The sequence below is a fragment of the Lentzea alba genome, from assembly GCF_011067745.1.
GTDB lineage: Bacteria > Actinomycetota > Actinomycetes > Mycobacteriales > Pseudonocardiaceae > Lentzea > Lentzea alba.
Genome location: NZ_JAAMPJ010000007.1, coordinates 230,601 through 254,401, shown reverse-complemented (window position 1 = coordinate 254,401; position 23,801 = coordinate 230,601). Strand labels below are relative to the sequence as shown.

At 69.3% G+C, this 23,801-nt stretch carries 17 protein-coding genes and 2 pseudogenes; 10 read left to right on the top strand and 9 right to left on the bottom strand.

What is annotated here, in order from left to right:
- The first annotated feature begins 9 nt into the window (after window positions 1-9).
- Window positions 10-1,293 (top strand): NAD(P)/FAD-dependent oxidoreductase, encoded by a 1,284-nt coding sequence (locus G7043_RS25970; RefSeq protein WP_166049767.1) that lies wholly within the window; start codon window positions 10-12, stop codon window positions 1,291-1,293.
- Window positions 1,294-1,360: 67 nt separating this feature from the next.
- Window positions 1,361-2,773 (top strand): aspartate ammonia-lyase, encoded by a 1,413-nt coding sequence (gene aspA / locus G7043_RS25965; protein WP_166049766.1) that lies wholly within the window; start codon window positions 1,361-1,363, stop codon window positions 2,771-2,773.
- Window positions 2,774-2,807: 34 nt separating this feature from the next.
- On the opposite strand, the gene aztA is transcribed toward aspA, so the two are convergent.
- Window positions 2,808-3,485 carry a zinc ABC transporter ATP-binding protein AztA gene (aztA, locus tag G7043_RS25960; protein WP_166049764.1) on the bottom strand — a complete coding sequence of 226 codons (678 nt, stop codon included), beginning with the start codon at window positions 3,483-3,485 and terminating at the stop codon, window positions 2,808-2,810.
- A gap of 53 nt (window positions 3,486-3,538) precedes the next feature.
- Between aztA and aztB the strand changes: the two are divergent.
- The 3 genes and pseudogenes from aztB to aztD all read left to right on the top strand — a co-directional run.
- Window positions 3,539-4,357, top strand: a pseudogene (aztB, locus tag G7043_RS48600) (zinc ABC transporter permease AztB); the annotation flags it as partial.
- 1,172 nt (window positions 4,358-5,529) lie between these two features.
- Complete coding sequence (gene aztC / locus G7043_RS25950; protein ID WP_166049760.1) at window positions 5,530-6,438, top strand: zinc ABC transporter substrate-binding protein AztC; 909 nt, start codon at window positions 5,530-5,532, stop codon at window positions 6,436-6,438.
- A gap of 36 nt (window positions 6,439-6,474) precedes the next feature.
- Window positions 6,475-7,638 (top strand): zinc metallochaperone AztD, encoded by a 1,164-nt coding sequence (gene aztD, locus G7043_RS25945; RefSeq protein WP_166049759.1) that lies wholly within the window; start codon window positions 6,475-6,477, stop codon window positions 7,636-7,638.
- On the opposite strand, the gene G7043_RS25940 is transcribed toward aztD, so the two are convergent.
- From G7043_RS25940 to G7043_RS25915, 6 genes are all read right to left on the bottom strand, one after another.
- Window positions 7,619-9,373, bottom strand: a complete 1,755-nt coding sequence (locus G7043_RS25940; protein ID WP_313888070.1) for an ABC transporter permease subunit — start codon at window positions 9,371-9,373, stop codon at window positions 7,619-7,621. The genes aztD and G7043_RS25940 overlap by 20 nt on opposite strands.
- The gene (locus G7043_RS25935; protein WP_166049757.1) at window positions 9,370-10,890 is read right to left on the bottom strand and encodes an ABC transporter substrate-binding protein; all 1,521 of its coding nucleotides are present in this window, start codon (window positions 10,888-10,890) and stop codon (window positions 9,370-9,372) included. The genes G7043_RS25940 and G7043_RS25935 overlap by 4 nt, the downstream gene beginning before the upstream one ends.
- A gap of 231 nt (window positions 10,891-11,121) precedes the next feature.
- Complete coding sequence (locus G7043_RS25930; protein ID WP_166049755.1) at window positions 11,122-11,481, bottom strand: cupin domain-containing protein; 360 nt, start codon at window positions 11,479-11,481, stop codon at window positions 11,122-11,124.
- A gap of 181 nt (window positions 11,482-11,662) precedes the next feature.
- On the bottom strand, window positions 11,663-12,430 hold the full coding sequence (locus G7043_RS25925; RefSeq protein ID WP_166049753.1) for an amino acid ABC transporter ATP-binding protein: 768 nt from the start codon (window positions 12,428-12,430) through the stop codon (window positions 11,663-11,665).
- Window positions 12,427-13,308, bottom strand: coding sequence for an amino acid ABC transporter permease (locus tag G7043_RS25920; protein ID WP_166049751.1), 882 nt, complete (start codon window positions 13,306-13,308; stop codon window positions 12,427-12,429). Before G7043_RS25920 ends, G7043_RS25925 begins: the two co-directional genes overlap by 4 nt.
- 29 nt (window positions 13,309-13,337) lie before the next feature.
- Complete coding sequence (locus G7043_RS25915) at window positions 13,338-14,270, bottom strand: ABC transporter substrate-binding protein (protein WP_166049749.1); 933 nt, start codon at window positions 14,268-14,270, stop codon at window positions 13,338-13,340.
- Window positions 14,271-14,765: 495 nt separating this feature from the next.
- On the opposite strand from G7043_RS25915, the gene G7043_RS25910 reads away from it, so the two are divergent.
- A complete protein-coding gene (locus tag G7043_RS25910; RefSeq protein WP_112265998.1) occupies window positions 14,766-15,434 on the top strand; it encodes a haloacid dehalogenase type II in 669 nt (222 codons plus the stop codon).
- A gap of 129 nt (window positions 15,435-15,563) precedes the next feature.
- Here the strand turns inward: G7043_RS25910 and G7043_RS25905 are convergent, their stop codons facing one another.
- Window positions 15,564-18,398 carry an FAD-binding and (Fe-S)-binding domain-containing protein gene (locus G7043_RS25905; protein WP_166049747.1) on the bottom strand — a complete coding sequence of 945 codons (2,835 nt, stop codon included), beginning with the start codon at window positions 18,396-18,398 and terminating at the stop codon, window positions 15,564-15,566.
- A gap of 25 nt (window positions 18,399-18,423) precedes the next feature.
- On the bottom strand, window positions 18,424-19,698 hold the full coding sequence (locus tag G7043_RS25900; protein ID WP_166049745.1) for an NAD(P)/FAD-dependent oxidoreductase: 1,275 nt from the start codon (window positions 19,696-19,698) through the stop codon (window positions 18,424-18,426).
- Window positions 19,699-19,841: 143 nt separating this feature from the next.
- On the opposite strand from G7043_RS25900, the gene G7043_RS25895 reads away from it, so the two are divergent.
- The 4 genes and pseudogenes from G7043_RS25895 to G7043_RS48595 all read left to right on the top strand — a co-directional run.
- On the top strand, window positions 19,842-21,014 hold the full coding sequence (locus tag G7043_RS25895; protein WP_166049743.1) for an ROK family transcriptional regulator: 1,173 nt from the start codon (window positions 19,842-19,844) through the stop codon (window positions 21,012-21,014).
- A 136-nt stretch (window positions 21,015-21,150) separates the two neighbouring features.
- The gene (locus G7043_RS25890; RefSeq protein ID WP_166049741.1) at window positions 21,151-22,500 is read left to right on the top strand and encodes an aspartate aminotransferase family protein; all 1,350 of its coding nucleotides are present in this window, start codon (window positions 21,151-21,153) and stop codon (window positions 22,498-22,500) included.
- A 22-nt stretch (window positions 22,501-22,522) separates the two neighbouring features.
- A complete protein-coding gene (locus tag G7043_RS25885) occupies window positions 22,523-23,569 on the top strand; it encodes a phosphotransferase (RefSeq protein WP_313888069.1) in 1,047 nt (348 codons plus the stop codon).
- Between the two features lie 23 nt (window positions 23,570-23,592).
- Window positions 23,593-23,801 (top strand): annotated as a pseudogene (locus tag G7043_RS48595) (aldehyde dehydrogenase family protein); the annotation flags it as partial.

Genomic DNA, 23,801 nt, shown 5'->3' with positions numbered 1-23,801 from the left:
ACCGCCGCCATGAAACAGATCCCCTACTGGCTCGACACCGCCCCGCGACGACCCGACCGCTCGGGCAAACCACTTCCCGAGAGCGCGGACGTGGTGGTCATCGGCGGCGGCCTCACCGGCCTGTCGACCGCCTACCACGCGGCGCGCAAGGGTGCGTCGGTGGTGCTGGTCGAGAAGGACCAGATCGGTTCCGGTGCATCGGGCCGCAACGGCAGCATGTGCACGCAGGGCATCACGATTCCGCCCGGCGAGGCACGCAAGCGGTACGGCGACGAACGCGCAGTCGAGCTGTACAACGCCTTCCGCGAGGCCGTGGACCTCGTGGAGGAGTTGACGCTCAAGGAGCAGATCGACTGCGACTTCACCCGCTCCGGGCGCCTCGGCCTGGCCTGCAAAGCCAGTCACGTCAAGGGCCTGCAGGCCAAGCAGCGTGAACTGGCCGAGCACTTCGGCCACGAGACGGTCGTGCTGAGCAAGAGCGACCTGCGGGCCGAGATCGGTTCGGACTACTACCACGGCGCTCTGCTCGACCCGCTCAGCGCGGGCCTGCACGTGGGCAAGTTCGTCGGCGGCATGGCGGACGCCGCCGAGCGGGCCGGTGCCCAGATCCACGAGCGCAACGCCGCCACCGGCCTCACCCGCCTGCCCGGCGGCGGCTTCGTGGTGGAGACGATGCACGGCACCATCCGCGCCAAGCAGGTCATGGCGGCGACGGACGCCTACACCGACAAGTCGTTGCCGTGGTTCCGGAAGCGACTGATCAACGTCGGCAGCTTCATCATCGTCACCGAGCCGCTGGGTGAGGCGCGCGCCAAGGAGCTCATCCCGAACGGCCGCCTGCTGGTCGCCCACAAGAACATCGGCAACTACGTCCGCCTCACCCCGGACAACCGCCTCGCCTTCGGCGGCAGGGCCCGCTTCGCCCCCTCCAACCCGGCTTCCGACATCAAGAGCGGTGACATCCTCAAGCGGGAGATGACGGAGATCTTCCCGCAGCTGGCCGGCGTCCGGATCGACTACGTGTGGGGAGGCATGGTCGGCTTCTCCTGGGACCGCATCCCGCACGCGGGAGAGATCGACGGCCTCTACTACTCCATGGGTTACTGCGGCCACGGCGTCCAGATGGCCACGTACATGGGCCGGGCGGTGGCCGAGATGATGGACGGCAAACCGGAGGCCAACCCGTTGCGCGGCCTCGATTTCCCGAAGGTGCCCGTGCCGTTCTACAACGGCACCGCGTGGTTCCTGCCGTTCGGCGGGGCGTATTACAAGGCCAAGGACCGCTGGAGCTGACCCGACCCGGCCTTCCGCGACCGCCCTCCCGTCGCGGAAGGCCGCCCCTTCTCCCGAGAGAGCCGCCATGACCGCCGCAGACTCCCGAAGAGAGCACGACCTGCTCGGCGACCGCGACGTGCCCGCCGACGCCTACTGGGGCGTGCACACGTTGCGCGCCAAGGAGAACTTCCAGATCACCGGTACGCCGATCTCCGCCTACCCGCACATGGTCGAGGCACTCGCCGCAGTCAAGGAAGCCGCCGCGCTCGCCAACGACGAGCTCGGGCTGCTGGATTCGGCGAAGGCCGCCGCGATCGCCGAGGCGTGCCGGGAGATCCGGGCGGGCAAGCTGCTCGACCAGTTCGTCGTGGACGTGATCCAGGGCGGAGCCGGCACCTCGACCAACATGAACGCCAACGAGGTCGTGGCGAACCGCGCGCTGGAGCTGCTCGGCCACGAGAAGGGGGAGTACTCGTACCTGCACCCCAACGAGGACGTGAACCTCGGCCAGTCCACCAACGACGTCTACCCGACGGCCGTGCGGATCGCGACGATCTTCGCCGTGCGCGGACTGCTGGACGCGATGTCCGTGCTCCAAGAAGCGTTCTCCCGCAAGGCAGTCGAGTTCCGCGACGTGCTGAAGATGGGCCGCACCCAGCTGCAGGACGCAGTGCCGATGACGCTGGGGCAGGAGTTCTCCACCTACGCCGTGATGCTCGACGAGGACCGCGCCCGGCTCGCCGAGGCGGTCTTGTTGATCCACGAGATCAACCTGGGGGCGACCGCGATCGGCACCGGCCTCAACGCGGCACCCGGCTATGCGGAAGCGGCCCGCCGGCACCTCGCCGCGATCACCGGGTTGGAGGTGGTGACCGCCGCGAACCTGGTCGAGGCCACCCAGGACTGCGGTGCGTTCGTGCAGATGTCCGGCGTGCTCAAGCGAATCGCCGTCAAGCTGTCGAAGACGTGCAACGACCTGCGCCTGCTGTCGTCCGGCCCGCGCGCGGGGTTCGGTGAGATCAACCTGCCGCCCGTGCAGGCCGGTTCGTCGATCATGCCGGGCAAGGTCAACCCGGTGATCCCGGAGGTCGTCAACCAGGTCGCGTTCGAGGTGATCGGCAACGACGTCACCGTGACCATGGCGGCGGAGGCGGGTCAGTTGCAGCTCAACGCCTTCGAGCCGATCATCCTGCACTCCCTGTCGGAGTCGATCACGCACCTGCGCGCTGCCTGCCTGACGCTGGCCGAGCGCTGCGTCTCCGGTATCACCGCCAACACCGAGGTGCTGCGGGCTGCCGTCGAGAACTCCATCGGACTGGTCACCGCGCTCAACCCGTACATCGGGTACACCGCGGCCACCGCCATCGCCAAGGAAGCGCTCGTCACCGGCAGGGGAGTGGCGGAGCTCGTGCTGGAGAAGGGTTTGCTGCCCGCGCAAAGCCTGGCCGACCTGTTGCGGCCCGAGGTGGTGGCGGGCTGCGGCCCGGCCACCACCTGACAGATCTGCCTGAGCCTGGCGTCCCTGCCGGGTCTCAGCGGCGCTGGAGAACGGCGTGCGGGTCGCCTTCGGCGGTCAGGCGGCCGTCCTGGAGCAGCAGGCAGTTGTCCGCCCGCGATGCCTCGTCGAGGTCGTGCGTGACGTGGATGACCGTCACACCGTTGGTCCGTGCGTGCGAGATCGCGGCGGCGATGTCGAGCCGTGACTGTGCGTCGAGACCTGCGTCGGGTTCGTCGAGCAGCAAGAGGTCGGACTCCTGTGCGAACGCCTGCGCCAGCAGGGCGCGTTGGCGTTGCCCGCCGGACAGCGAACTGAGTCGGCGTGCCGCGAGATCCGAGACACCCATCCGTTCCAGGGCGGCACCGATCAGCTCCTTGTCCTTTGTGGACAGGCGCCGCCACGGGCCGCGGTGCGCCCACCTGCCCATGGCGACGGTTTCCCACACGGTGATCGGCAGTCCTGCCGGAACCGCGCTGTGCTGCACCACGAAGGCCGGGCGGCGGGTGCTGATCTCCACAGCGCCCGCGGCAGGAGAGATGACGCCGGCGAGGACACCGAGCAGGGTGGACTTGCCGGAGCCGTTGGGGCCCACGACCGCGGTCACCTCGGCGCGGGGGAAGTCCGCGGTCACGTCGTGCAGCACGGTGTGCCGGGCGTAGCCGGCCGACAGTCCGCGAAGTCGTACGGCGGGCTGGTCCGAGATGTGCGTCACGACACCCTCCTCGTTGCTGCAATGATTGTCATTGTCAATATACGGTACCCGGCGTGGAATGGTTTCTCGCCCCGTTCGAGGTTTCGTTCGTACAGCGGGCTTTGTGGGCCGGTGTGCTCGTCTCCTGCCTGTGTGCGCTTGCCGGTACTTGGGTTGTGCTGCGCGGCATGGCTTTCCTCGGTGACGCGATGTCGCACGGGATGTTGCCCGGCGTTGCGATCGCGTCTTTGTTGGGCGGCAACCTGTTCGTCGGTGCCGCGGCGAGCGCGGGCGCGATGGCGTTCGGCGTGACGGCCCTCGGACGTACCCGGAGGTTCTCCCAGGACACCAGCATCGGCCTGTTGTTCGTGGGCATGCTCGCGCTGGGCGTCATCCTCGTCTCGCACTCCGAATCGTTCGCGGTGGACCTGACCGCGTTCCTCTTCGGTGACGTGCTGGCCGTACGCGGACAGGACATCGTTCATCTGGCCCTGGCGCTGGCCGTTGCCGCACCGGTGGCGCTGTGGGGCCATCGCGGGTTCGTGGCGCTGACCTTCGATCCGCGCAAGGCGCAGACGCTGGGCCTGCGCCCGCGGCTGGCCCACGCGGTGCTGCTCGGTCTGGTGACGCTGGCGATCGTGGCGTCGTTCCAAGTGGTCGGCACGTTGCTGGTGTTCGGTCTGCTCATCGCGCCACCGGCCGCCGCGACGTACTGGGCGAGCCGCATTCCGACGATCATGCTCGGCGCGGCGGTACTCGGTGTGGCGGCTACCGTCACCGGCCTCCTCGTCTCGTGGCACGCGCGCACGGCCGCGGGCGCGACCATCGCGCTCGTCGCCGTTGCCTTGTTCTTCCTGGCGGCACTGGCCGCTCAGGTGCGTGACCGGGTGCGGATCTCCGGAGCGGGCGGGCAACACGCGGTGTTGATCGCCGCGCTGCTCGTGGTGCTGCCGTTGGCCGGTTGCGGCACGAAGCCCGCGTCGGAGGAGGTGCCGCACGGCTACGTCGAGGGCGCGGAGGAGACCGCGGAGGCACAGTCCCGGCTGGTCGTGGCCGATGCGCGCACCGGTGCCGTGCGGGTCGTCGACCTGATCACCGAGGCCGTGACCGACGTCGGCAGGGTGGACGGTGTCCAGGCGATCACCGGCGACGGCCGTTTCGCTTATCTGACCGGCAAGGGCTCGGTGCGGATCGTCGACAGCGGTGCCTGGATGGTCGATCACGGTGACCACGTGCACTACTACCGCGCCCAGGCCAGGGACGTCGGTTCGGTCGCGGGAGACGCAGTGGTGAACGCGGACAGCGATCCCACCGTCGCGGCCGTGGCGTTCGGCCGCGGTGACACGACTCTGCTGGACCGGCAGGGCCTGGACGGCGGCGCGGTGACCGCACGGGGCGAGCTCAAGGGCGGGGTCGCTGTGCCGTACGCCGAACACCTGCTCGTGACGGGATCCGATCGAGTGGCGGTCAAGACCAGGGACGGCAAGGACGTGACGACGATCGAGCAGGCGTGCCAGAGGCCGCGCGGTCAGGCGGTGACCCGCCGGGGCGTCGTCTTCGGCTGCGCGGACGGGGCGCTCGTGGTGAACGCGAAGGACGGTTCCTTCACCGGCGAGAAGATCCCGTATCCCCGTGCCGTGCCCGAGGCCGAGCGTGCGGTCGAGTTCCGCCACCGGCCCGGCAGCACGGTGCTCGCCGCCAGGGCGGGACAGCTCGGTGTGTGGTCACTGGACGTGCGGGCGAAGAAGTGGGCGCTGCTGGAGACCGGGCCGGTCGTCGCCGTGAACGCGGTCGGCGAGGGAGGACCGCTGCTGACGTTGACCGCGGACGGTGTGCTGCACGGCTACGACGTCAAGTCCGGCAAGCAGATCGCACAACGCCAGGTGCTGTCGGCGTCCGTTCCCCAGGGCAGCGTGCTACCGGTGATCGAGGTGGACCCGAACCGCGCCTACGTCAACGACGCTGCCGCGCGGGCCGTCCACGAGATCGACTACAACGACAATCTTCGAGTCGCCAGGACGATCCGGCTGGAGATCGAGCCGGCGCATCTGGTGGAGACGGGACGATGAAGCGACTCCTCGCGGTGACCTGCGCCCTCCTGCTGGTGCTGACCGGATGCGGCAGCGCACGCGGGCAGGGCACCGGAATCGTGGTCACCACCAACATCCTTGGTGACATCACGCGGTCGATCGTCGGCAACGCGGCTCCGGTCACGGTGCTCATGAAGCCGAACGCCGACCCCCACTCGTTCGCGATCTCGGCGCAGGAGGCGGCCCGGCTGGAAAGCGCCGCGCTCGTCGTCTACAACGGACTCGGGCTGGAAGAAGGGGTGCTGCGGCACGTCCGGGCGGCCGAGCAGGCTGACGTGCCGGCGCTGTCGGTGGGCGATCAGATCGACCCGATCCGGTACACCGCCGAGGACGTGGCCGGACAGCCTGATCCGCACTTCTGGACCGACCCGAAGCGCGTGCGCAAAGCGGTCGAGGTGATCAGCCAGCGTGTCATCGAGCACGTCGACGGCATCGACGCCGGCGTGGTCAGAGCCAACACCGCGCGCTACCTCGAGGAGATCGACCGCCTCGACAGCTGGACGGGTGAGCGGTTCGCGGCCGTCCCGGCAGAGCGCCGCAAGCTGGTCACCAACCACCACGTCTTCGGCTACCTCGCCCAGCGCTTCGGCTTCCAGGTGATCGGTGCCGTGATTCCGAGCGGCACGACGCTCGCCTCGCCGAGCGCGTCCGACCTGGCGGGGCTCGCGGAAGCCGTCCGCACGGCGGGAGTCGGCGCGATCTTCGCCGACTCCTCGCAACCCGATCGCCTCGCCCGCGTGCTCGCCGAGCAGGCAGGAGTGCACGTCCGCGTCATCCCCCTGTACTCGGAGTCGCTCACCGCGGCGGGCGGCGGGGCAGCGACCTACCTGGAAATGACCCGCGCCAACACCGAGGCCATCGTGCGCGGCCTCGCCGGCGACTGACCCGACACACCGGTTGAAGAGAAGGTTGAGAAACAGATGAAACGCTGGTCGCGAACGTGGACCACGGCAGTGGTGTCCACAGTGGCCTCGACGCTCGTCCTGACCGGTTGCGGCGCGGGACAGGCACAGCAGCCCGCTTCCGGCAGCGGTTCGGTCACCGAGCCGGTCGCCGTCACCTATGACGGCGGGATCTACGTGCTGGACGGCAAGACGCTCGAGGTCAAGGCCGACGTCAAGCTGGCGGGCTTCAACCGGCTCAACGCCGCGGGCGACGACAAGCACCTGGTGGTGTCGACGTCCACCGGGTTCCGGGTGTTCGACGCCGCCGCCGGCAAGCTGACCGACATCGAGTTCCCCGGCGCCGAACCCGGCCACGTCGTCCGGCACGCCGGACGCACCGTGCTGTTCACCGACGGCACCGGCGAGGTCCGCATCCTCAACCCGTCCACATTGGCCAATGCGGAGCGCGAGGTCGAGACGTACAAGGCCCCCGAACCGCACCACGGCGTCGCGATCGAGCTCAAGAACGGGGAGTTGGTCTCCACCCTCGGCAACAAGGACAAGCGCGTCGGCATCCAGGTCCTCGACAAGTCCCGCAAGGAGATCACCCGCAACGAGGACTGCCCCGGCGTCCACGGCGAGGCGACCGCCAAGGACGAGGTCGTCGTCATCGGCTGCCAGAACGGCGTGCTGGTCTACCGCAACGGCGCGATCACCAAGGTGAAGAGCCCCACGGCGTACGGCCGCATCGGCAACCAGGCGGGCAGCGACTCGTCCCCGATCGTCCTCGGCGACTACAAGCAGGACGCCGACGCCGAGCTCGAACGCCCCACCCAGATCTCGCTGATCGACACCACCACCGGCACTCTCAAGCTCGTCGACCTCGGCGCCAGCTACACCTTCCGCTCACTCGCACGTGGCCCGCAGGGTGAGGCGCTGGTGCTCGGCACCGACGGCAAGATCCACGTGATCGACCCCGTCAAGGCCGAGGTCACCCGCACCATCGCGGTCACGGACACCTGGCAGGAACCGCTGGAGTGGCAGCAGCCGAGGCCGGCGATCTTCGTCAGGGGCGGCACCGCCTACGTGTCCGACCCGAACAAGCAGCAGCTGCACCGGATCGACCTCGCCGAGGGCAAGATCACCGCGACGGCGTCGTTGGCCCAGAAGCCGAACGAGCTCAGCGGCGCCTCCCACTGAGCACCGCGACCAGCGTCCTCCGGCCGGGGGACGCTGGTCCGGTAGTGCTCGACACCGCGAGAACCGAGAGCAGCACCAGCGCACCGGCCGGGCCGAGGACGGTCCACGGTGCCAGTTCGAGGTACGGCTGGTTCTCCGAGAGCAGGCGACCCCACTCCGGGGCAGGTGGTTGCTCGCCCAGGCCGAGGAAACCGAGCGAGGCCAGCACGAGCACCGTGGTCGGCAGGCGCAGCACCGCGTTGCGCAGCACGGAGGGCAGCACCGCCGGCAGCAGGCTGCGGCGCATCAGGTGCACCGGGCTCGCACCCAACGACTTCGACACGCGCACGTGTTCGGTCGCCCGCTCCTGCTCGAACAACGCCGCGGCCTGGACGGCATAAGGCGTCCAGGCGACAAGGCACACCGCGCACGCCGCACCCCACACCGACGGCCCGGTGACCGCGGTCGTCAGCAGTCCGGCGAGCACGGCCGGCAGCGTCGACGCCACCTCCGTGAGGCCCGCGCTCACCCGGCCGGTCATGCCGAGCAACAGTCCGATGAGGACGCTCACGGCGGTCACGCCGAGCGCCAACGCTGTCGTGCGCAGTGCCCCGTGCCCCAGGCGGGCCAGCAGATCGCGGCCGAGCGAGTCCGTGCCCAGCGGGTGCTCGATCGACGGTGCCGCCAGCCGAGCAGCCGTGTCCACGTGCAGCGGGTCGCGCGACAGCCCGGCGACGAGCAGCGTCAGCAACGCCAGCGCGCAGAACCCGCCGATCCACCGGGTGAAGCGGTGCGGCCGCAGTGCTGGAGGGTTCAGCGCGGGCAGAGCGCCGTCGCGCAGAGCCGGTCCGAGCATCCCGCGTCGCGCAGCCCGTACGAGCAGACCAGCGACGACGCCGAGCAGCACGAGGACCAGCGTCGCGGTCTGCAACGGCGGGAGGTCCCGCGCCACGGCCGCGTCCAGGGCGAGCCGGCCGAGGCCCGGGATGTTGAAGATCTTCTCCACCGCGACCGCGCCGCCGACGAGGCCGACGATGGTCGGCAGCAGCTGCGGAAGCACTCCCGCCACCGCGCCGCGCAACCCGTGCCGCGCGATGTAGCCGGGCGGAAACCCGCAGGCGTGCCAGGTCCGCACCCACGGTTCGGCGAACGCGGCCGGCAGCGACTGAGCGAGCAGGCCGCCGATCACCGCTCCGGACGGCACGCCGAGAGCGAGTGCGGGCAGCACCATCGACGCCGGCCCCTCCCAGCCGCTCGACGGGAACCAGCCGAGCCACACCGCGAACACCGTGGCGAGCAACGAGGCGAGCAGGAACTTGGGCAGCGCGGCCAGGAACGCGGCCGCCGTGCCCGCCCGTTCCTCGCGCAGCCGCAGCTCCGCGCCCTGCCGCAGCGTGCGGGCGCAGACCAGTGCCGCCACCGCGACCGTGACCACCAGGGCGCCGAGCATCAGCGTGACCGACACCGCGAACGCGGTCGCCACCTCGGGCAGCACCGGTTCCCCCGACACCCACGACACACCCGCGTCGCCGCGCGACAGCCCGCCCAGCCAGCGCACCAGGTGGGCCAGCGGCCCCTGGTCGAGCCCCACCTGCTCGCGCACCGCGGCGAGCTGCTCCGGGGTCGGGTCCTGGTCAGCGGAACGGGCGCGCAGCACGGCGAGCGCGGGATCGGTGCCGGACAGCCACGGGAGCATCGCCACGGCCGCGAGCAGACCGGCGCCCGCGACGACGCGGCCAACGGCGGACTTGCTCACTTGAGGTGCGTGCCGGTCGTGATGAGCGTCCGCTCCCGCGGGTCGAGCACCACGCCCTCGACGCGCGGGCTGAAGCCCTGCACGACCTTCTCGTGCACCAGCGGCACTGCGGCGTCCGTGCGCAGGATCTCCGCCTCGGCCAGCATGATCTTCTGCTGCCGCTGCGCGGTGTCGCTCTCCTGCGCGGCGGCCGCGATGGCCTGGTCCACCCGCGCGTCCTTGAGGCGGGCGATGTTGTAGGTGCCGGAGCTGGTGAAGTCGCTGGCGAGGTACGCGACCGCGTCACCGGTGTCGAGCAGTGTTACGCGAGAGAAGACCAACGCGTCGTACTTGCCTGCGAGCAGGTCTGGCTCCAGCTGCGCGGTTTCGCGGATGTCCTGCTGGACCGTGAACCCGGCCTTCTCCAGCTGCTGCTGCACGACTGTCGCCACCTCGGGCAGTTCGGCCCGGTTGGTGATGGCCGCGAGGCGCACCGTCCTGCCCTGCGTCTTCGCCTTCACGTCCGCGACCGACGCGGCGTCCGCCCGCCCGGTCACCGCGACCCGCAAGCCCCCGGCCCAGGTGACGGCCGGACCGAACAGTCCCTGCGCGGGATCGGCGTGCCCGGCGAAGATCGGGCCGACGACAGCCGAGCTGTCCAGGGCGCTACGGGCCGCCGCGCGCAGCGACGGGTCGGCGAAGATGCCGTCGCCGGTGTTCAACAGCAGGCTGTCCGTGCGCACCGACGACACCTCGTGCCGCATGTCCTCGTTCAGCAGCTTCGCCTGGGAGGCGGGGATCCACTCGGCGATGTCGACCTCACCGGACCGCAGCGCGTTGGCCCTGGCACTGCCGTCCACGATCCAGGTCACGTCGATGCCCGCGGACTTCGCTCGACCACCCCAGTAGCCGTCGAACCGGTCCAGCGTCACCGAGCTCTTCCCGGTGAGCTTGGTGATCTTGAACGCGCCCGTGCCCGTCCCGACCGGGGTGACCGTGCCGTCCTGGCCGTACGCCTTCGCCGCGAAGATGCCCAGCTCGTGGCTGGCCAGCCTCATCGGGAGTACCGGGTCCGCAGGACTCGTGCTGATCGTGACGGTGTCGGCGTCCTCGGCCTTCGCGGTCAGCGTCACGTCGCTGAGCACGCGCGGCTTGACCTTGGCCGCGGCGGCGTGACCGAGCGAGGCGACAACGGACTCCGCGGTGAACGCCGTGCCGTCGTGGAAGGTGGCCTTGCGCAGCTCGAACGTCCAGGTGGTCGCATCCTTGCGCACCCACGAGGTCGCCAGCGCGGGCGCCGCGGAACCGTTGGCGTCCAGCACCGTGAGCCCCTCGGCCACCGACAGCTTGCCCAGCACGGTGGCGTCGTTGCTCAACGGCGACAACGCCTGCGCCGGTGGCCGGGCGAGCGCCACCCGCAGCCGACTGGACGATCCGGCGTTCGTGTCCGTGCCGCTGGCCGCGAAGCAGGCCGTCAGCAACGGAGTGAGGGTGAGCAGGGCGCAGAGGCCGGTGAGAGGACGGCGGGACTGGTGCATGGAAGTCCTGTCGGGCAAGGGATTGGGGCACACCGCTCACGCGGTGAACGGCCTCATCACCCTATAAGGCAAGGCTAACCAAGCTGTGCCGTAGTGGTTGAAATCTCAATGACTCCGCGTCCGTCGAGGGCGACGCGGGCACCCTTGCGGGCGGCGTGCAGGGCGGTGTCTCTGCTGGGCAGGTTGCCCTCGCGAGAGATCTCGAAGAGGGCAGCGCTGCGGACATCGGCGTTACGACACGGTCAGGTAGATCTTGCGCACGGTCTCGATGGTCTTCCAGACACCGACGAAGCCCGGCTTCATGACAAAGCTGTCGCCGGCCTGGTAGACCACCGGCTCACCACCTTCCGGCGTGATTTCGACGACGCCGGAAAGGATGTGGCAGAACTCGAAGGTCTCGCCCTTGATCGAGCGCGTCTCGCCGGGGGTGGCTTCCCAGACACCTGTGTTGATCTTTTCCCCGCGAGCGGCGTCCTGATCCTGGGCCCAGGTCCGGTAGGCCGGGTCGCCGGAGATCAGGCGTTCCGGCAGCGGGCCGGACTCGCTGGGGGCGAAGGAGGGGTTGGTGTCGATGGACTTCAGGAGCGACATGCTTTCCTCTGCTGGTTTGGGAACAACACAAATCTGGAGCGGACGTACCAAGGTGGGACAGGGCGGTCCACCGACTGTCTCCGGCACACGGCACCGAGTCCACGCGTGATTTGTCCAGTGCGGACGCGGTAACAGGACGTTCTGTCAAGCGCAGGGCTGGGAGACGTGTCCGTGCCGCTGTCTACAGCACCCTTTCGAGGAACTCTTGGGTTCGTTTTTCGCGGGGGTTGGCGAGTACTTCGCGCGCGTCGCCGCGCTCCACCGCCACTCCTTCGTCCATGAACAGCACCTCGTCGGCGACGTCGCGGGCGAAGGCCATTTCGTGGGTGACGAGGAGCATGGTCATGCCGTGGTGGGCGAGGTCGCGCATGACGGCGAGGACTTCGCCGACGAGTTCGGGGTCGAGTGCGCTGGTGGGTTCGTCGAACAGCATGATGCTGGGGTCCATGGCGAGGGCGCGGGCGATGGCGACGCGTTGTTGCTGGCCGCCGGAGAGCTGGGCGGGGTACTTGTGGCCGCAGCCGGCGAGTCCGACCTGGGCGAGCAGTTCCTGGGCCCGTTCCCTGGCAACCTTGCGATCCACCTTCTTCACCAGTACCGGGCCGGACATGACGTTGCTCTCGGCGGTCATGTTGGGGAAGAGGTTGAACTGCTGGAAGACCATGCCGACGCGGGAGCGTTGCTCGGCGAGTCGTTGCGGGGAGACGGCGTGGTAGGCGTCGTCCTTCTCGACGTAGCCGAAGTCCTCGCCGTTGACCCGCAGCACGCCGCGGTCGACGGTCTCCAACCCGTTGACACACCGCAACAACGTCGATTTCCCGGACCCGCTCGGCCCGATGATGCACGAGATCTCCCCAGCCGCGACGGTCAGGTCGATCCCGCGCAGTACCTGGTGGCTGCCGAAGCTTTTGCAGAGCTTGCGGGCGACGATCGTTCCGTCGGCTTTCACAGCAGCGACTCCTTTGTCGCGGTGGCGACTGCGGCCGGCCTGCGGGTGGAGCGGGAGAAGCGGCGTTCGATCATGGACTGGGGCACGCTGAGTGCGAGGGTCATGATCAGGTACCAGAGGCTGGCGACGATGAGCAGGGGAATGGTCTGGTAGGTGCGGGCGTAGATGGACTGCGCGCTGTTGAGCAGTTCGGCGACGCCGAGGACGCTGACCAGGGAGGTGCCTTTGAGCATGCCGATGACCTGGTTGCCGGTGGCGGGGATGATCGCGGGCATGGTCTGCGGGATGATCACGTGGCGGAGCCTGGTGAAGCCGGTCATGCCGAGCGAGTCCGCTGCTTCGTACTGGCCGCGGTTCACCGAGGCGAAGCCGCCGCGGATGATCTCGGCCATGTAGGCGGCTTCGTTGAGCGTGAGGCCGACGATGGCTGCGGTCAGCGGAGTCATCAGGGCGTTGACGTCGACCGGGGTGGAGATGTCGGTGAAGGGGACGCCGATGGAGACGTTGGGGTACAGCGCGGCGATGTTGAACCAGAAGATGAGTTGCACCAGTACCGGTGTGCCGCGGAAGAACGTGATGTAGAGCGTGGCCAGTCCGGAGATCGGTGCCTGGTGCGACATCCGCATGACCGCGAGCAGCAGTCCGAGCACGATGCCCAGCGCCATGCTGACCACGGTCAGGACCAGGGTGAGGAGCAGGCCTTCGATGATCGCGTCGGTGGTGAAGTAGCTGAACACCACCGGCCAGCCGTAGTTCTCGTTGGTCACCGTCGTGTAGACCAGGGCGGCGACGACCGCGATCGCAGCAGCCCAACAGAGGTAGTCGCGCGGACGCTTCGGCGTGATCCGCTTCTTGTGTTCGGCCTGGAGTTCTTGCATCGGATGACTCCTGGTCGTCTTCGTCGCCATCACTGCAGGGGAACGGCCATCGCCGCGGTCTCGATGCCGAGGCTCTGGAAGCCCCAGCGATCAAGTGCTTCGGCGTATTTGGGACTGTCGATGATGGACTGGATGGCCGCCTGGATCGCGGGGGTCAACGGGGAACCCTTGGGCAGTGCCACGTTCACCTTCGTCGTGACCACCCTTTCTGGCAGCACTTCCAGCACGGTGGGCTGCCGCTTGGCTGTCCACGACAGCGAGGTGAAGTCGTACATCACGGCGTCGAGTCGCTTGGAGGCGAGCTGGGTCAGTGAGTCGTTGACGCTCGGCAAAGTGACTCCGGTGATGGCCGGTTTGCCCTGGCTGGTGCAGTCCTTCTCGTTGAGCTGGGGGAGCCACTTGATTTCCGCGGTGGTGCCGGACTGCACGCCGACGCGGCGGCCGCACAGTTCGTGGACGGCGAGCTTCTGCGGGTTGCCGCGCGGTACGGCGACGCCGGTGCCGTTCTGGAAGTAGTTGACCATGTCGAGCACTTTGAGGCGTTCTGCGGTGGCGCCCATGGTGGTCGCGGTGAAGTCGAACCTGTTGCCCTGCAGGCCGGGGATGATGGTGTCGAACTTGACGTTGTCGATCTGCAGCTTGACCCCGAGCTTGGCCGCGATCAGCCGCGCCATGTCCGGGTTGAACCCGATCGGCGTCTTGTTGTCCGTCGCCATGAACGTCGTGGGCGGACTGGACAGGTCCATCGCCACCGAGATCCTGCCCTTGGCCTTCACGGCTTCCGGCAGCAGCTTCACCGCCGCCGGGTCCGGCTGCACGCCCGCCGAGATGTCGTCGGTGTGCTCGACCAGCTGGTCCGAGCCGGTGGCGGGCTGGGTCGCGTCGACCGACCCGCACGCGACCAGCGCGAGTGTCAGGGACGTCGCGCCAAGCACAGCGCACAAGGCTTTTCTGACTCGCATTTTCGGCCGCTCCTTCATCAAGAGGGAAGAATTGTGCGCATGGGTGCGCCGTGTGTCACGGCGGTGGGTGACGAGCTCTCCGCGGCTGGGCGCGGAAAATCGTCCGGAGAACCGTCGGTAACCGATGTGATCGAATTAGTGGTCGATCGGCTGTCTGGTTGTCAGAACGTTTTGGGATGAACGGTCTCGGTGTTCATGGTCACCCTTCCGGTCGGGCGGATGGGGTGACCTGACGCTAGGGCGGCCTGCTACGGACTGTCAACGCCTCAGGCAGGAAAAGTTTCAGGTTGGAACTGGAACAAAGAGTGGTATGCTGTGGTCAGCAGCCGGTCACAGGTCTGATGGAGGCGGAAGCTCCGCCCGCGCTGACCGGCCCTGTCACGCCACGCAGACGATGTTGGTCACGGGTTGTGAAGCTGTCGTGCACTTTTTGTGTGCGGTGACGCCTGTGCAACTTTTCCGTTGAGCGGCCGGTCAAGAAAGAGAGAAACGCGAATGATCGACTTCGAGCCGAAATTCATCACGTTCGACATGCACGGGACGTTGATCCGCTGGCAGCTCGCGGCCATGACGCGCCAACGGCTCGCGGACGTCGTGCCGGCTGATCAGATGGACGACTTCATGAAAAGCTTCCAGTGGCAGCGTCTTGACGAAGTGCTGGGGCCGTGGAAGCCCTTTCACGCCGTGATGCACGATTCGCTGCGAAAGACGCTGGCGCGCTTCGGCCTGCCGTACCGGGAGGCTGACGGCCAGGCGATCGTGGACGCGCTGCCGACGTGGGGCCCGTACCCCGAGGTGCCCGAGGCGCTGCGCGCTCTGGCGTCCCGCTATCCCCTCGTCATCCTGAGCAACGCGGACGACAGCCAGGTGATGAGCAACGTGGAGAAGCTGGGCGCGCCGTTCCACGCCGTCTTCACCGCTGAGCAGGCCCAGGCCTACAAGCCCCGGTACCAGGCGTTCGAGTACATGTTCAACCAGCTCGGGTGCGGGCCCAAGGACGTCCTGCACGTCTCCGCCAGCCCGCGCTACGACCTGATGGTCTGCAACGACCTGGGTGTCACGCACAAGGTCCACGTCAACCGCGGGTTCGAGCCGAGCACCCCCGGCTACGACTACCACGAGGTCACCGCCCTGTCCCAGGTGCCGCCACTGCTCGGTATCTGAGCGCGCGACTGATCGGGAGGCCCCGGCGACGGAGCCTCCCGATCAAGTCGCGCACGTCACCGCAGGCTCGTACCTCACCGATGCGCAACCCGAAAAGCCGCGCCCCTCAGAGGGACGCGGTTTTTGTTGTCAGGCTTCTTCTCCCGGGTCGAGCAGCTCGGCCAGGTGCAGGGCGCGGACACCCCGGCCGCCGGCCAGGTGGTCGATCTGGGTCGCGCAGCTGAAGCCGTCGGCGACGACGACGGCATCGGGTTCCTCGTCGAGACGCGGCCGCAGCGACAGGTCCGCCACGGCCATCGAGGTGTCGTAGTGCTCGGCCTCGAAGCCGAAGTTGCCGGCGAGCCCGCAGCAGCCCTCCGCTTCGCTCACCTTCCGCACGCCGAGCCTGCGCAGCAGGTCCCGCGGGCGCCGGGCGCCGAACGTCGCGTACTCGTGGCAGTGCGTCTGCAGCACCACCGAGTCCGGTACGTCCGCACGCCAGTCCGAAGTGGACAGGTCGGTGAGCGCGCCGGTGAGGGTGTGCACGCGGGCGGCGACCCGGCGGGCGGCCTCCGTGCCCAGCAGTTCGGGCACGTCCCGCTTCAACGCCGCCGCGCAGCTGGGTTCGGCCACGACGATCGGCAGGCCGCGGTGCGGTCCGCGATCCAACCGGGCGACCGTCCTCGCCATCACCCGGCGCGCGACGGAGAGCTGGCCGGTGCTGACCCACGTCAGGCCGCAGCACAAACCGCCGGCCGGTTCGCACGGGACGCCCGCTGCGTCGAGCACGCGGGAGGTGGCGGCGACGACCTGAGGCCGGAACGCCCTGGTGAAGCTGTCGACGAACAAGAGTGCCGCCGGCTTGCCCGTCTTGCGGCGCAGGGCTTTGCGCATCGCACGGCGCGACGCGAAGGCGGGGATCGTGCGGCGCGTGGTGATGCCGCCCAGCCGGGCGGCGAGCTTGCCGAGAGGTCCGCCCAGCACGGTGTTGAGCGGGCGCGCGACGTACCCGGCGAGCACCGAGGTGAGCGGCAGCCAGCCCAGCGAGTAGTGGGAGCGCGGCCGGAGGCGGCCGCGGTAGTGCTGGTGCAGGAACTCCGCCTTGTAGGTGGCCATGTCCACGCCGACGGGGCAGTCGGTGGAGCACGCCTTGCACGACAGGCACAGGTCCAGTGCGTCGCGAACCTCCGTCGACCGCCATCCGTCGCGAACGGTCTCACCGAGCAGCATCTCCTGCAGCAGCCGGGCGCGGCCGCGGGTGGAGTGGTTCTCCTCGCCGGTGGCGCGGTAGCTGGGGCACATGACGCCGCCGGTGTGGCTGCGGCAGCGGCCGACACCGACGCACCGCCGGGCGGCGCCCGCGAAGCCGTCGTCGTCGTGCGGGAACGTGAACAGAGTGGGCCGGCCGTCCGGTTGCGGCACGTCCAGCGCGAGATCGGCGTCCAGCGCGGCGGGTGCCACGATCACGCCGGGGTTCAGCACGCCGTCCGGGTCGAAGATCTGTTTGAAACCGGCGAACGCGGTGAGGACCCGCGGGCTGTACATGACTTCCAGGAGCTCGCCGCGGGCCCGTCCGTCGCCGTGCTCGCCGGACAACGTGCCGCCGTGCCGCACGACGAGCTCCGCCGCCTCGCGCAGGAACCGGCGAGCAGCCGCCCGGCCGGTGCCCGTGGCGAAGTCGAAGTCGATGCGGACGTGCACGCACCCGGCGCCGAAGTGTCCATAGAGGACACCGGTGAGCCGGTGTCCGGAGAGCAGTGCCCGGAAGTCCCGCAGGTAGCCGGGGAGCCGCTCGGGCGCGACCGCCGCGTCCTCCCAGCCCGGCCACGACTCGCCGCCGTCGACCAGCCGGGCGGCCAGCCCGGCGCCGTCCTCGCGGACCCGCCAGAGCGACCTCCGCTGCGCCTCGGTGTCGATCACCCGTCCGTCGCGCATCCGGCCGAGGGCCTTGAGCGTGTCGAGCAGCTCGCCCGCGCGCATCTGGACGTCCGTCTCGTTGTCGCCGTCGAGCTCCACGTAGAGCCACGCTCGTCCACCGGGCAGACCGGTGACCGACTCGGGGCCGCGGCGCGCTCGCATCGTGGCGACGATGGCCTCGTCCATGCCCTCCACGGCGGTGGGGGACCAGGGGAGGATCTCCGGCACGTCCTCGGCGGCGTCCACGACGTCTTCGTAGCCCAGCACGAGCAGTGCCGACGCCGGTGCGACGGTGACCAGGCGGACCGTCGCCGCGACGACCACCGCGCAGGTGCCCTCGGTGCCGACCAGCGCGCGAGCCACGTCGAAGCCGTTCTCCGGCAACAGGTGGTGCAGCTGGTAGCCGGAGACCTGGCGGGGGATGCGGCCCAGTTCGGTGCGGATCGGCGCGAGGTTGTCCGCGAGCAGGCGACGCACCCGCGCGGCGAGCTCGTCGATCCGCGCTTCGTCCGCGGGGGCCGCGGCGTGCAACCCGGTGTGGTCGGCGACGGCGAGCACGCCGTCGGCGGTGACGATCTCGAGCGCCTCGACGTGTTCGCTGGTGCGCCCGTGCCGCACGGACCGGTTGCCGCAGGCGTCGTTGCCGATCATGCCGCCGATGGTGCAGCGGCTGTGCGAGGACGGGTCGGGGCCGAAGGTGAGGCCGTGCGGTGCGACCGCGTCGCGCAGATCGTCGAGAACGATCCCGGCCTGCACGCGCGCGGTGCGGGAGTTCACGTCGACGTCGAGCACCTGGTTCAGGTGCCGGGAGAAGTCGAGCACCACACCGGGACCCACGGCGTTGCCCGCCATGCTTGTGCCGCCGCCCCGTGCGGTCACGGGGACATCGAGCTCGCGGCAGGCCCGCAGCACTGCGCGAACGTCCTCCGTGGACCTGGGGAAGGCCACGGCGAGCGGTGGCACGCGGTAGTTGGAGGCGTCGTAGGAGTAGGCCGCGGTGCCGCCGGCACCGGTCTCCAGGCGCATCCCCGGCGCGATCTCGTTCAGCAGCCGCTCCAGAGGCGTCATCGTCCCGACATCCCGGTCAGCGCTGTCACCTGAGGTAGTCCTTGAACTTGTAGTACGCGCCCGCGAAGGGGAGGAACCAGGGCGGGCCGAAGTGGCCGGGGATCCGCCGGAAAGCCAGGTCGCGCCACGGGTTGGCGGTCGACGTGCCGTTCATGTAGTCGGCCATCTGCTTGCCCATGTGCGTGGCCATCTGCACGCCGTGGCCGGAGTAGCCGGCCGAGAAGTGCAGCCCGTCGTGCTCGCCGGCGTGCACCATGCGGTCCATGCTCATGTCGACCAGGCCACCCCAGCAGTAGTCGACGTGCGTGCCGGCCAGTTGCGGGAAGACCTCGACCATCGCCTTCTCCAGGATCCGGCCGCTCTTCACGTCCGACTGCGGGCTGGACATGGCGAACCGGGCCCGACCGCCGAACAGCAACCGGTGGTCCGGGGTGATCCGGAAGTAGTGCAGCAGGTTCTTGGACGTCGAGGCCATCCGGCGGTGGGGGAGCAGCTCGTCGCAGGCGTCCTTGCCCAGCGGCTCGGTCACGATGATGAAGCTGCCGACGGGCGCGATCCTGACCTGGAGCCAGCGGAACGGCCTGCCGGTGTAGCCGCTGGTCGCCACGAGGACCTGGTCGGCCACGACGGTGCCGCGGGGCGTGACCAGCTCGTGCCGGGTGCCGCCCAGCCGGCGGATCTGCCCGACCGGGGCCTTCTCGTGGATCGTGGCGCCTGCCCGCACGGCCGCCTCGGCGAGGCCCCTGGTGAACTTGCCGACGTGCAGGCCCGCGCTGTGCTTGTCGACCATCGCGCCGTGGTAGATCTTCGAGCCGATCTCGGAACGGAGCTCGCCCGGCGGCACCAGGCGGGTCTCGTAGCCCAGGCTCCTCATCAGCTCGTCGGTCTTGCGCAGGCCGTCGAAGTGAGCGGGCTTGGCAGCCAGGACCATCTTGCCCGTGCGGGCGAAGTGGCAGTCGATGCCCTCGTCGGCGACGAGCTTCTCGATGGTGTCGATCGCGTCGCCGTACACCGCGATGTACTTGGCCGCGGTCTCGAGTCCGTACCGGGCGACGGCGTCGCGGAAACCGATCCCCAGACCCCCGGTGGCCATGCCGCCGTTGCGGCCTGACGCGCCCCACCCGACCGTTTCCTGCTCGAAGACCTGCACGTCGGCGCCCTTGCGAGCCAGGTGCAGCGCTGCGGACAGGCCGGTCAGCCCGGCGCCCACGATCGCCACGTCGACCCGACCGCCGATCTCGGTGCCCGACCGGTCCGGTCCCTGCGGGGAGGTGTCGAGCCAATAGGGGATGAACTTCATCGCTGTTCTCCTGCCATCGCGACCGGCCGGCGTCGACGTGCTCCAACGCGACATCCGCCCTGCTCGTCGGAGTTCTTTGCGGCTGGCAGACCCTATCACCATTTGTTCCAGTTCCAAACTGAAACCTTTGGTATGGTGGTGGTGTGACGATCAACCCGACCACGCGCGACTACAACAAAGCATCGGTCCTCGACGTCGTTCTCGCCCAGGCGCCCTTGACGCGGAACAAGCTCATCGAGCTGACGGGTCTGAGCAAGGCCACCGTGTCGAGGGCGGTGGAGGAACTGCGGGCCGACGGTTTCGTCGTGGACCGCGGGGTCGACGCGATCGCCGGTCGTGGCCGGCCGTCCACCTACCTGGACATCCCCGGCACCACCGGGCACGTCGTCGGCGTGAGCTTCGGTGCGCAGACCACCGGTGTTCTCGCGACCGACCTGCGGGGACGCGAGATCCAGCACGTGATCGTGCCCACCGCGAACCACGACGACGTCGGCAAGGCCGCCGCCTGGCTGGCCGGCCTGATCGCCGGCGCCAGTCAGCCCGCGGAAGGACCGCTGCGCCAGGTCGTCGTGGCGGTGCCCGGCCGGGTCCGCGACGATGGCGAGATCTTCGGCCCGGCTGAGTCGATGACCTATCTCGCCGGCTCCCGCCTGCAACGCGTGCTGGCGGACCTGGTCGGCGCTCCGGTGCTGCTCGACAGCGACGCGAACGCGTCCTTGCTGGGCGTCCTCGCCGACGACGTCACGATCAGGAACGCCGCACTCTTCAGTGTCAGCAGCATGCTCAACTTCGCCTGCTGCACCGATCACGAGCTGGCCCGCGGGAGCACTCCCTCGTTCGGTGACGTCGGCGTGCTCTTCTCCGGAGTGCACGACAAAACCCTCGAAGGGCTGCTGAGCACGGGAGGCCTGCTCGCGTTCGCGCGTGAGCAGGGGCTGGGGCTGGAACGCATCGACGACCTCTGGGTCGAGACGCACCACGACGAGGTTCGCGCGGCGGTGGTGGAGGCGTTCACCACGGCGTTGGTGACGGCTGTGACCACCGTCGTCGTGACCTTGGACCCGGAGTCGATCTTCTTCGTGGGCAGGCTGCGCACGTTGGTCGAGGAAGTCCTGCCCGAGGTGCGCAAACGCCTTGAGGAGCGTCTTCCCGCCGTTCCGCGGGTCACGGTCGCCACGCAGGTGCTCGGGCTGTCGACCGCGCGTGGCGCGGTGTACTCGTGCCTGACGCTGGCTCAGGCCCGGTTGCGGGAGGCCCTGCTCGACGCACGTCGTCAAGCGCCACGTGCGGAGCAGCAGCCCGCGCCCGCGTTCTGAGCCGGCCGTGACCTCGTCCCTCTCCGGGGGACGACTCACAGCTAAAAAGTTTCAGTTTGGAACTGGAACGAAAAGTGGTACGGTGAGATCACCAGCGGAGGAGACTCCGGCGGAATCAGACGGAAAGTGACGGCCGATGACTTCGACACTGAGCCGGGCGATCGCCAACTACCCGAACCGCTTCGACCCGGCCGTGCTGGACGCGCTCCCCGACCGCCTCCAGGACACGATCCGGCGCCGGACCGAGGTGCTGGGACCCGGCTACACCCTCATCTACCGCACGCCGGTCGAGTTCGTCTCCGGTCACGGCGCTCACCTGGTCGACCGCGACGGCAACGACTACCTCGACGCCTACAACAACGTCCCGTGCGTCGGGCACGCGCACCCGCACGTGGTGGAGGCCGTCACCCGGCAGATGTCGGCGGTCAACATCAACACGCGCTACGTCCAGGACTCGCTGGTGGACTACGCGGAACGACTGCTCGCGACCTTTCCCGCGGAGCTGTCGAAGCTGAGCATTGCGTGCAGCGGATCGGAGGCGAACGACCTCGCGATGCGCGTGGCGAGGTTCCACACCGGTGCCGAGGGCATCATCGTGACCCGCTGGGCCTACCACGGCATCACACGTGAGGTCGCGAGCTTCTCGCCGACCCTGGGCGCGGGATCACCGCTCGGGCCGAACGTCAGGCTGATCGACCCGCCCGACCCGCGCCTCGTCGCGCCGGGGTCGACACTGGCCGACCACATGCGTGCGCAGGTGCGTGGCGCGATCGACGACCTGGAGCGGCACGGTTACCGGCTCGCTGCCCTGGTCACGGACGGCGCGTACAGCAGCGACGGCATCTTCACCGACCCGGTCGGCTACCTGAAGGCGATGGTCGAGGAGGTGCACAAGGCCGGCGGTGTCTACATCGCCGACGAGGTGCAGTCCGGGTTCGCCAGGCTCGGGGAGTCCATGTGGGGCTTCGCGCGCCACGGTGTGGTGCCGGACATCGTGACCATGGGCAAGCCGATGGGCAACGGGCTGCCGGTCTCAGGTGTGGTGTTCCGCCCCGAGGTCTCCGACGAGTTCGGACGCAACGTCCGCTACTTCAACACCTTCGGCGGCAGCTCGATCCCGGTGGCGGCGGCGGCCGCGGTGCTGGACGTCTTCGAGCAGGAGAACGTGCAGCAGTGCGTTCTCGAGAACGGCACGGCTCTGCGCGCCGGGCTCGAGGAGATCACGCGGGAGTCGCCGTACGTCGCCGAAGTCCGCGGCAGTGGTCTCTACGTCGGGATCGAGCTCGTGAAGGACCGGGAGACGCGGGAACCCGACCGTGCGCTCGCCGAGGACGTCATCAACGATCTGCGTGACCGGCGGGTGCTCATCAGCGGCACTGCGCGCGGGGCGAACGTGTTGAAGATCCGCCCCCCGCTGGCCTTCGACGCCGCCGACGTGACCCGGTTCCTGGAGACCTTCGCCCAGGTCGCTCAGGACCGGCTGTAGCGGCTGACCGAAGGGACGCACCGTGACCATCCCACCGCTGGCGGACCCCGGCAGGCGCCTCATGGTCGAAAGCGGACTGGCGTCGACCCACGAGCCCGTCGACGTGACGCTGGTGGAGACGCTTCTCGAGCAGCGCTACCGGCTGCGCGGGCGGCTCGAGCGGCTCGCGACGGAGAAGGACGACACGTTCCGGCTCACGACCGGCTCCGGTGACCACCTCGTGAAGGTGTCGCCGCCGGGCGAGGACGAGAGCGTCGTCGACCTGCAGACCGCCGCGATGCGGTTTCTCGAGGACATCGCTCCCGAGTTGCCGGTCCAGCGCGTGCGGCTCACCGTCGACGGGAACGACAGCGTGGCCCTCGGCGGAGCGCGAATCCTGCGGGTGTTCGGCTTCGTCAACGGCCCGGTCTGGGCCGGGGCGGACCGGGACGCGCGGCAGCTCGCCGCGGCGGGAGAAATGCTGGGCCGCGTCGACGTGGCACTCGCAGGATTCGCACACCCCGCCGACGGGCGGGGGCTGGCGTGGGACCTCAAGCACTTCCACCACCTGACCGGACTGGTCACGCACACGCCGGACGCCGGGCACCGCAGGCTGGCAGGGGACGTCTCCCGGCTGTTCGGCGAGTTCGTCGTACCGCGCCTGAACGGCCTGGAAACACAGGTGATCCACGGTGACTACAGCCCGTACAACGTGGTCGTCGACCCTCACGGCGAGCCGTTCGTGACCGGCGTCATCGACTTCGGTGACACGGTGCGCAGCGCGCTGATCTTCGACCCCGCCGTGCCCATGGCCAACCTGCTCGGCCGCGGCCAGGAGAACCCCTGGCAGGACGCCTGCGCCTTCCTGCGGGGCTACGAGCGCGTCCGGCCGGTCGAGGACTCGGAACTCGCACTCGTGCCCGTCGCCGCGCTGGCCCGACTCACGCTGCGCGCGCTGATCACGAACTGGCGCGCGCAGCGTGTCCCGCAACGGCGTGACTACCTCCTGGCCCACGCCAAGGACGACTGGACCAACGTCGAACAGGCGCTCGCCGTGCCCCTGGACGAGGTCGTCTCCCAACTCCGCTGAAGCCGAACTCCGAGGAACCCGACATGAGCCCGACTGTGATCAAGGACGTCCCCAAGCAGCTGTTCATCGCCGGTGTCTGGCAGGACGCGGAGTCCGGCCGCACCCTGGCGGTCGACGACCCGGCCACCGGCGCAGAGCTGTGCCGGGTCGCCGACGCCTCTCCCGCCGACGGCAGGCGCGCCGTCGAAGCGGCGGTGGCGGCCCCACCCCGCTGGGGCGCGCCCCCCCCCCC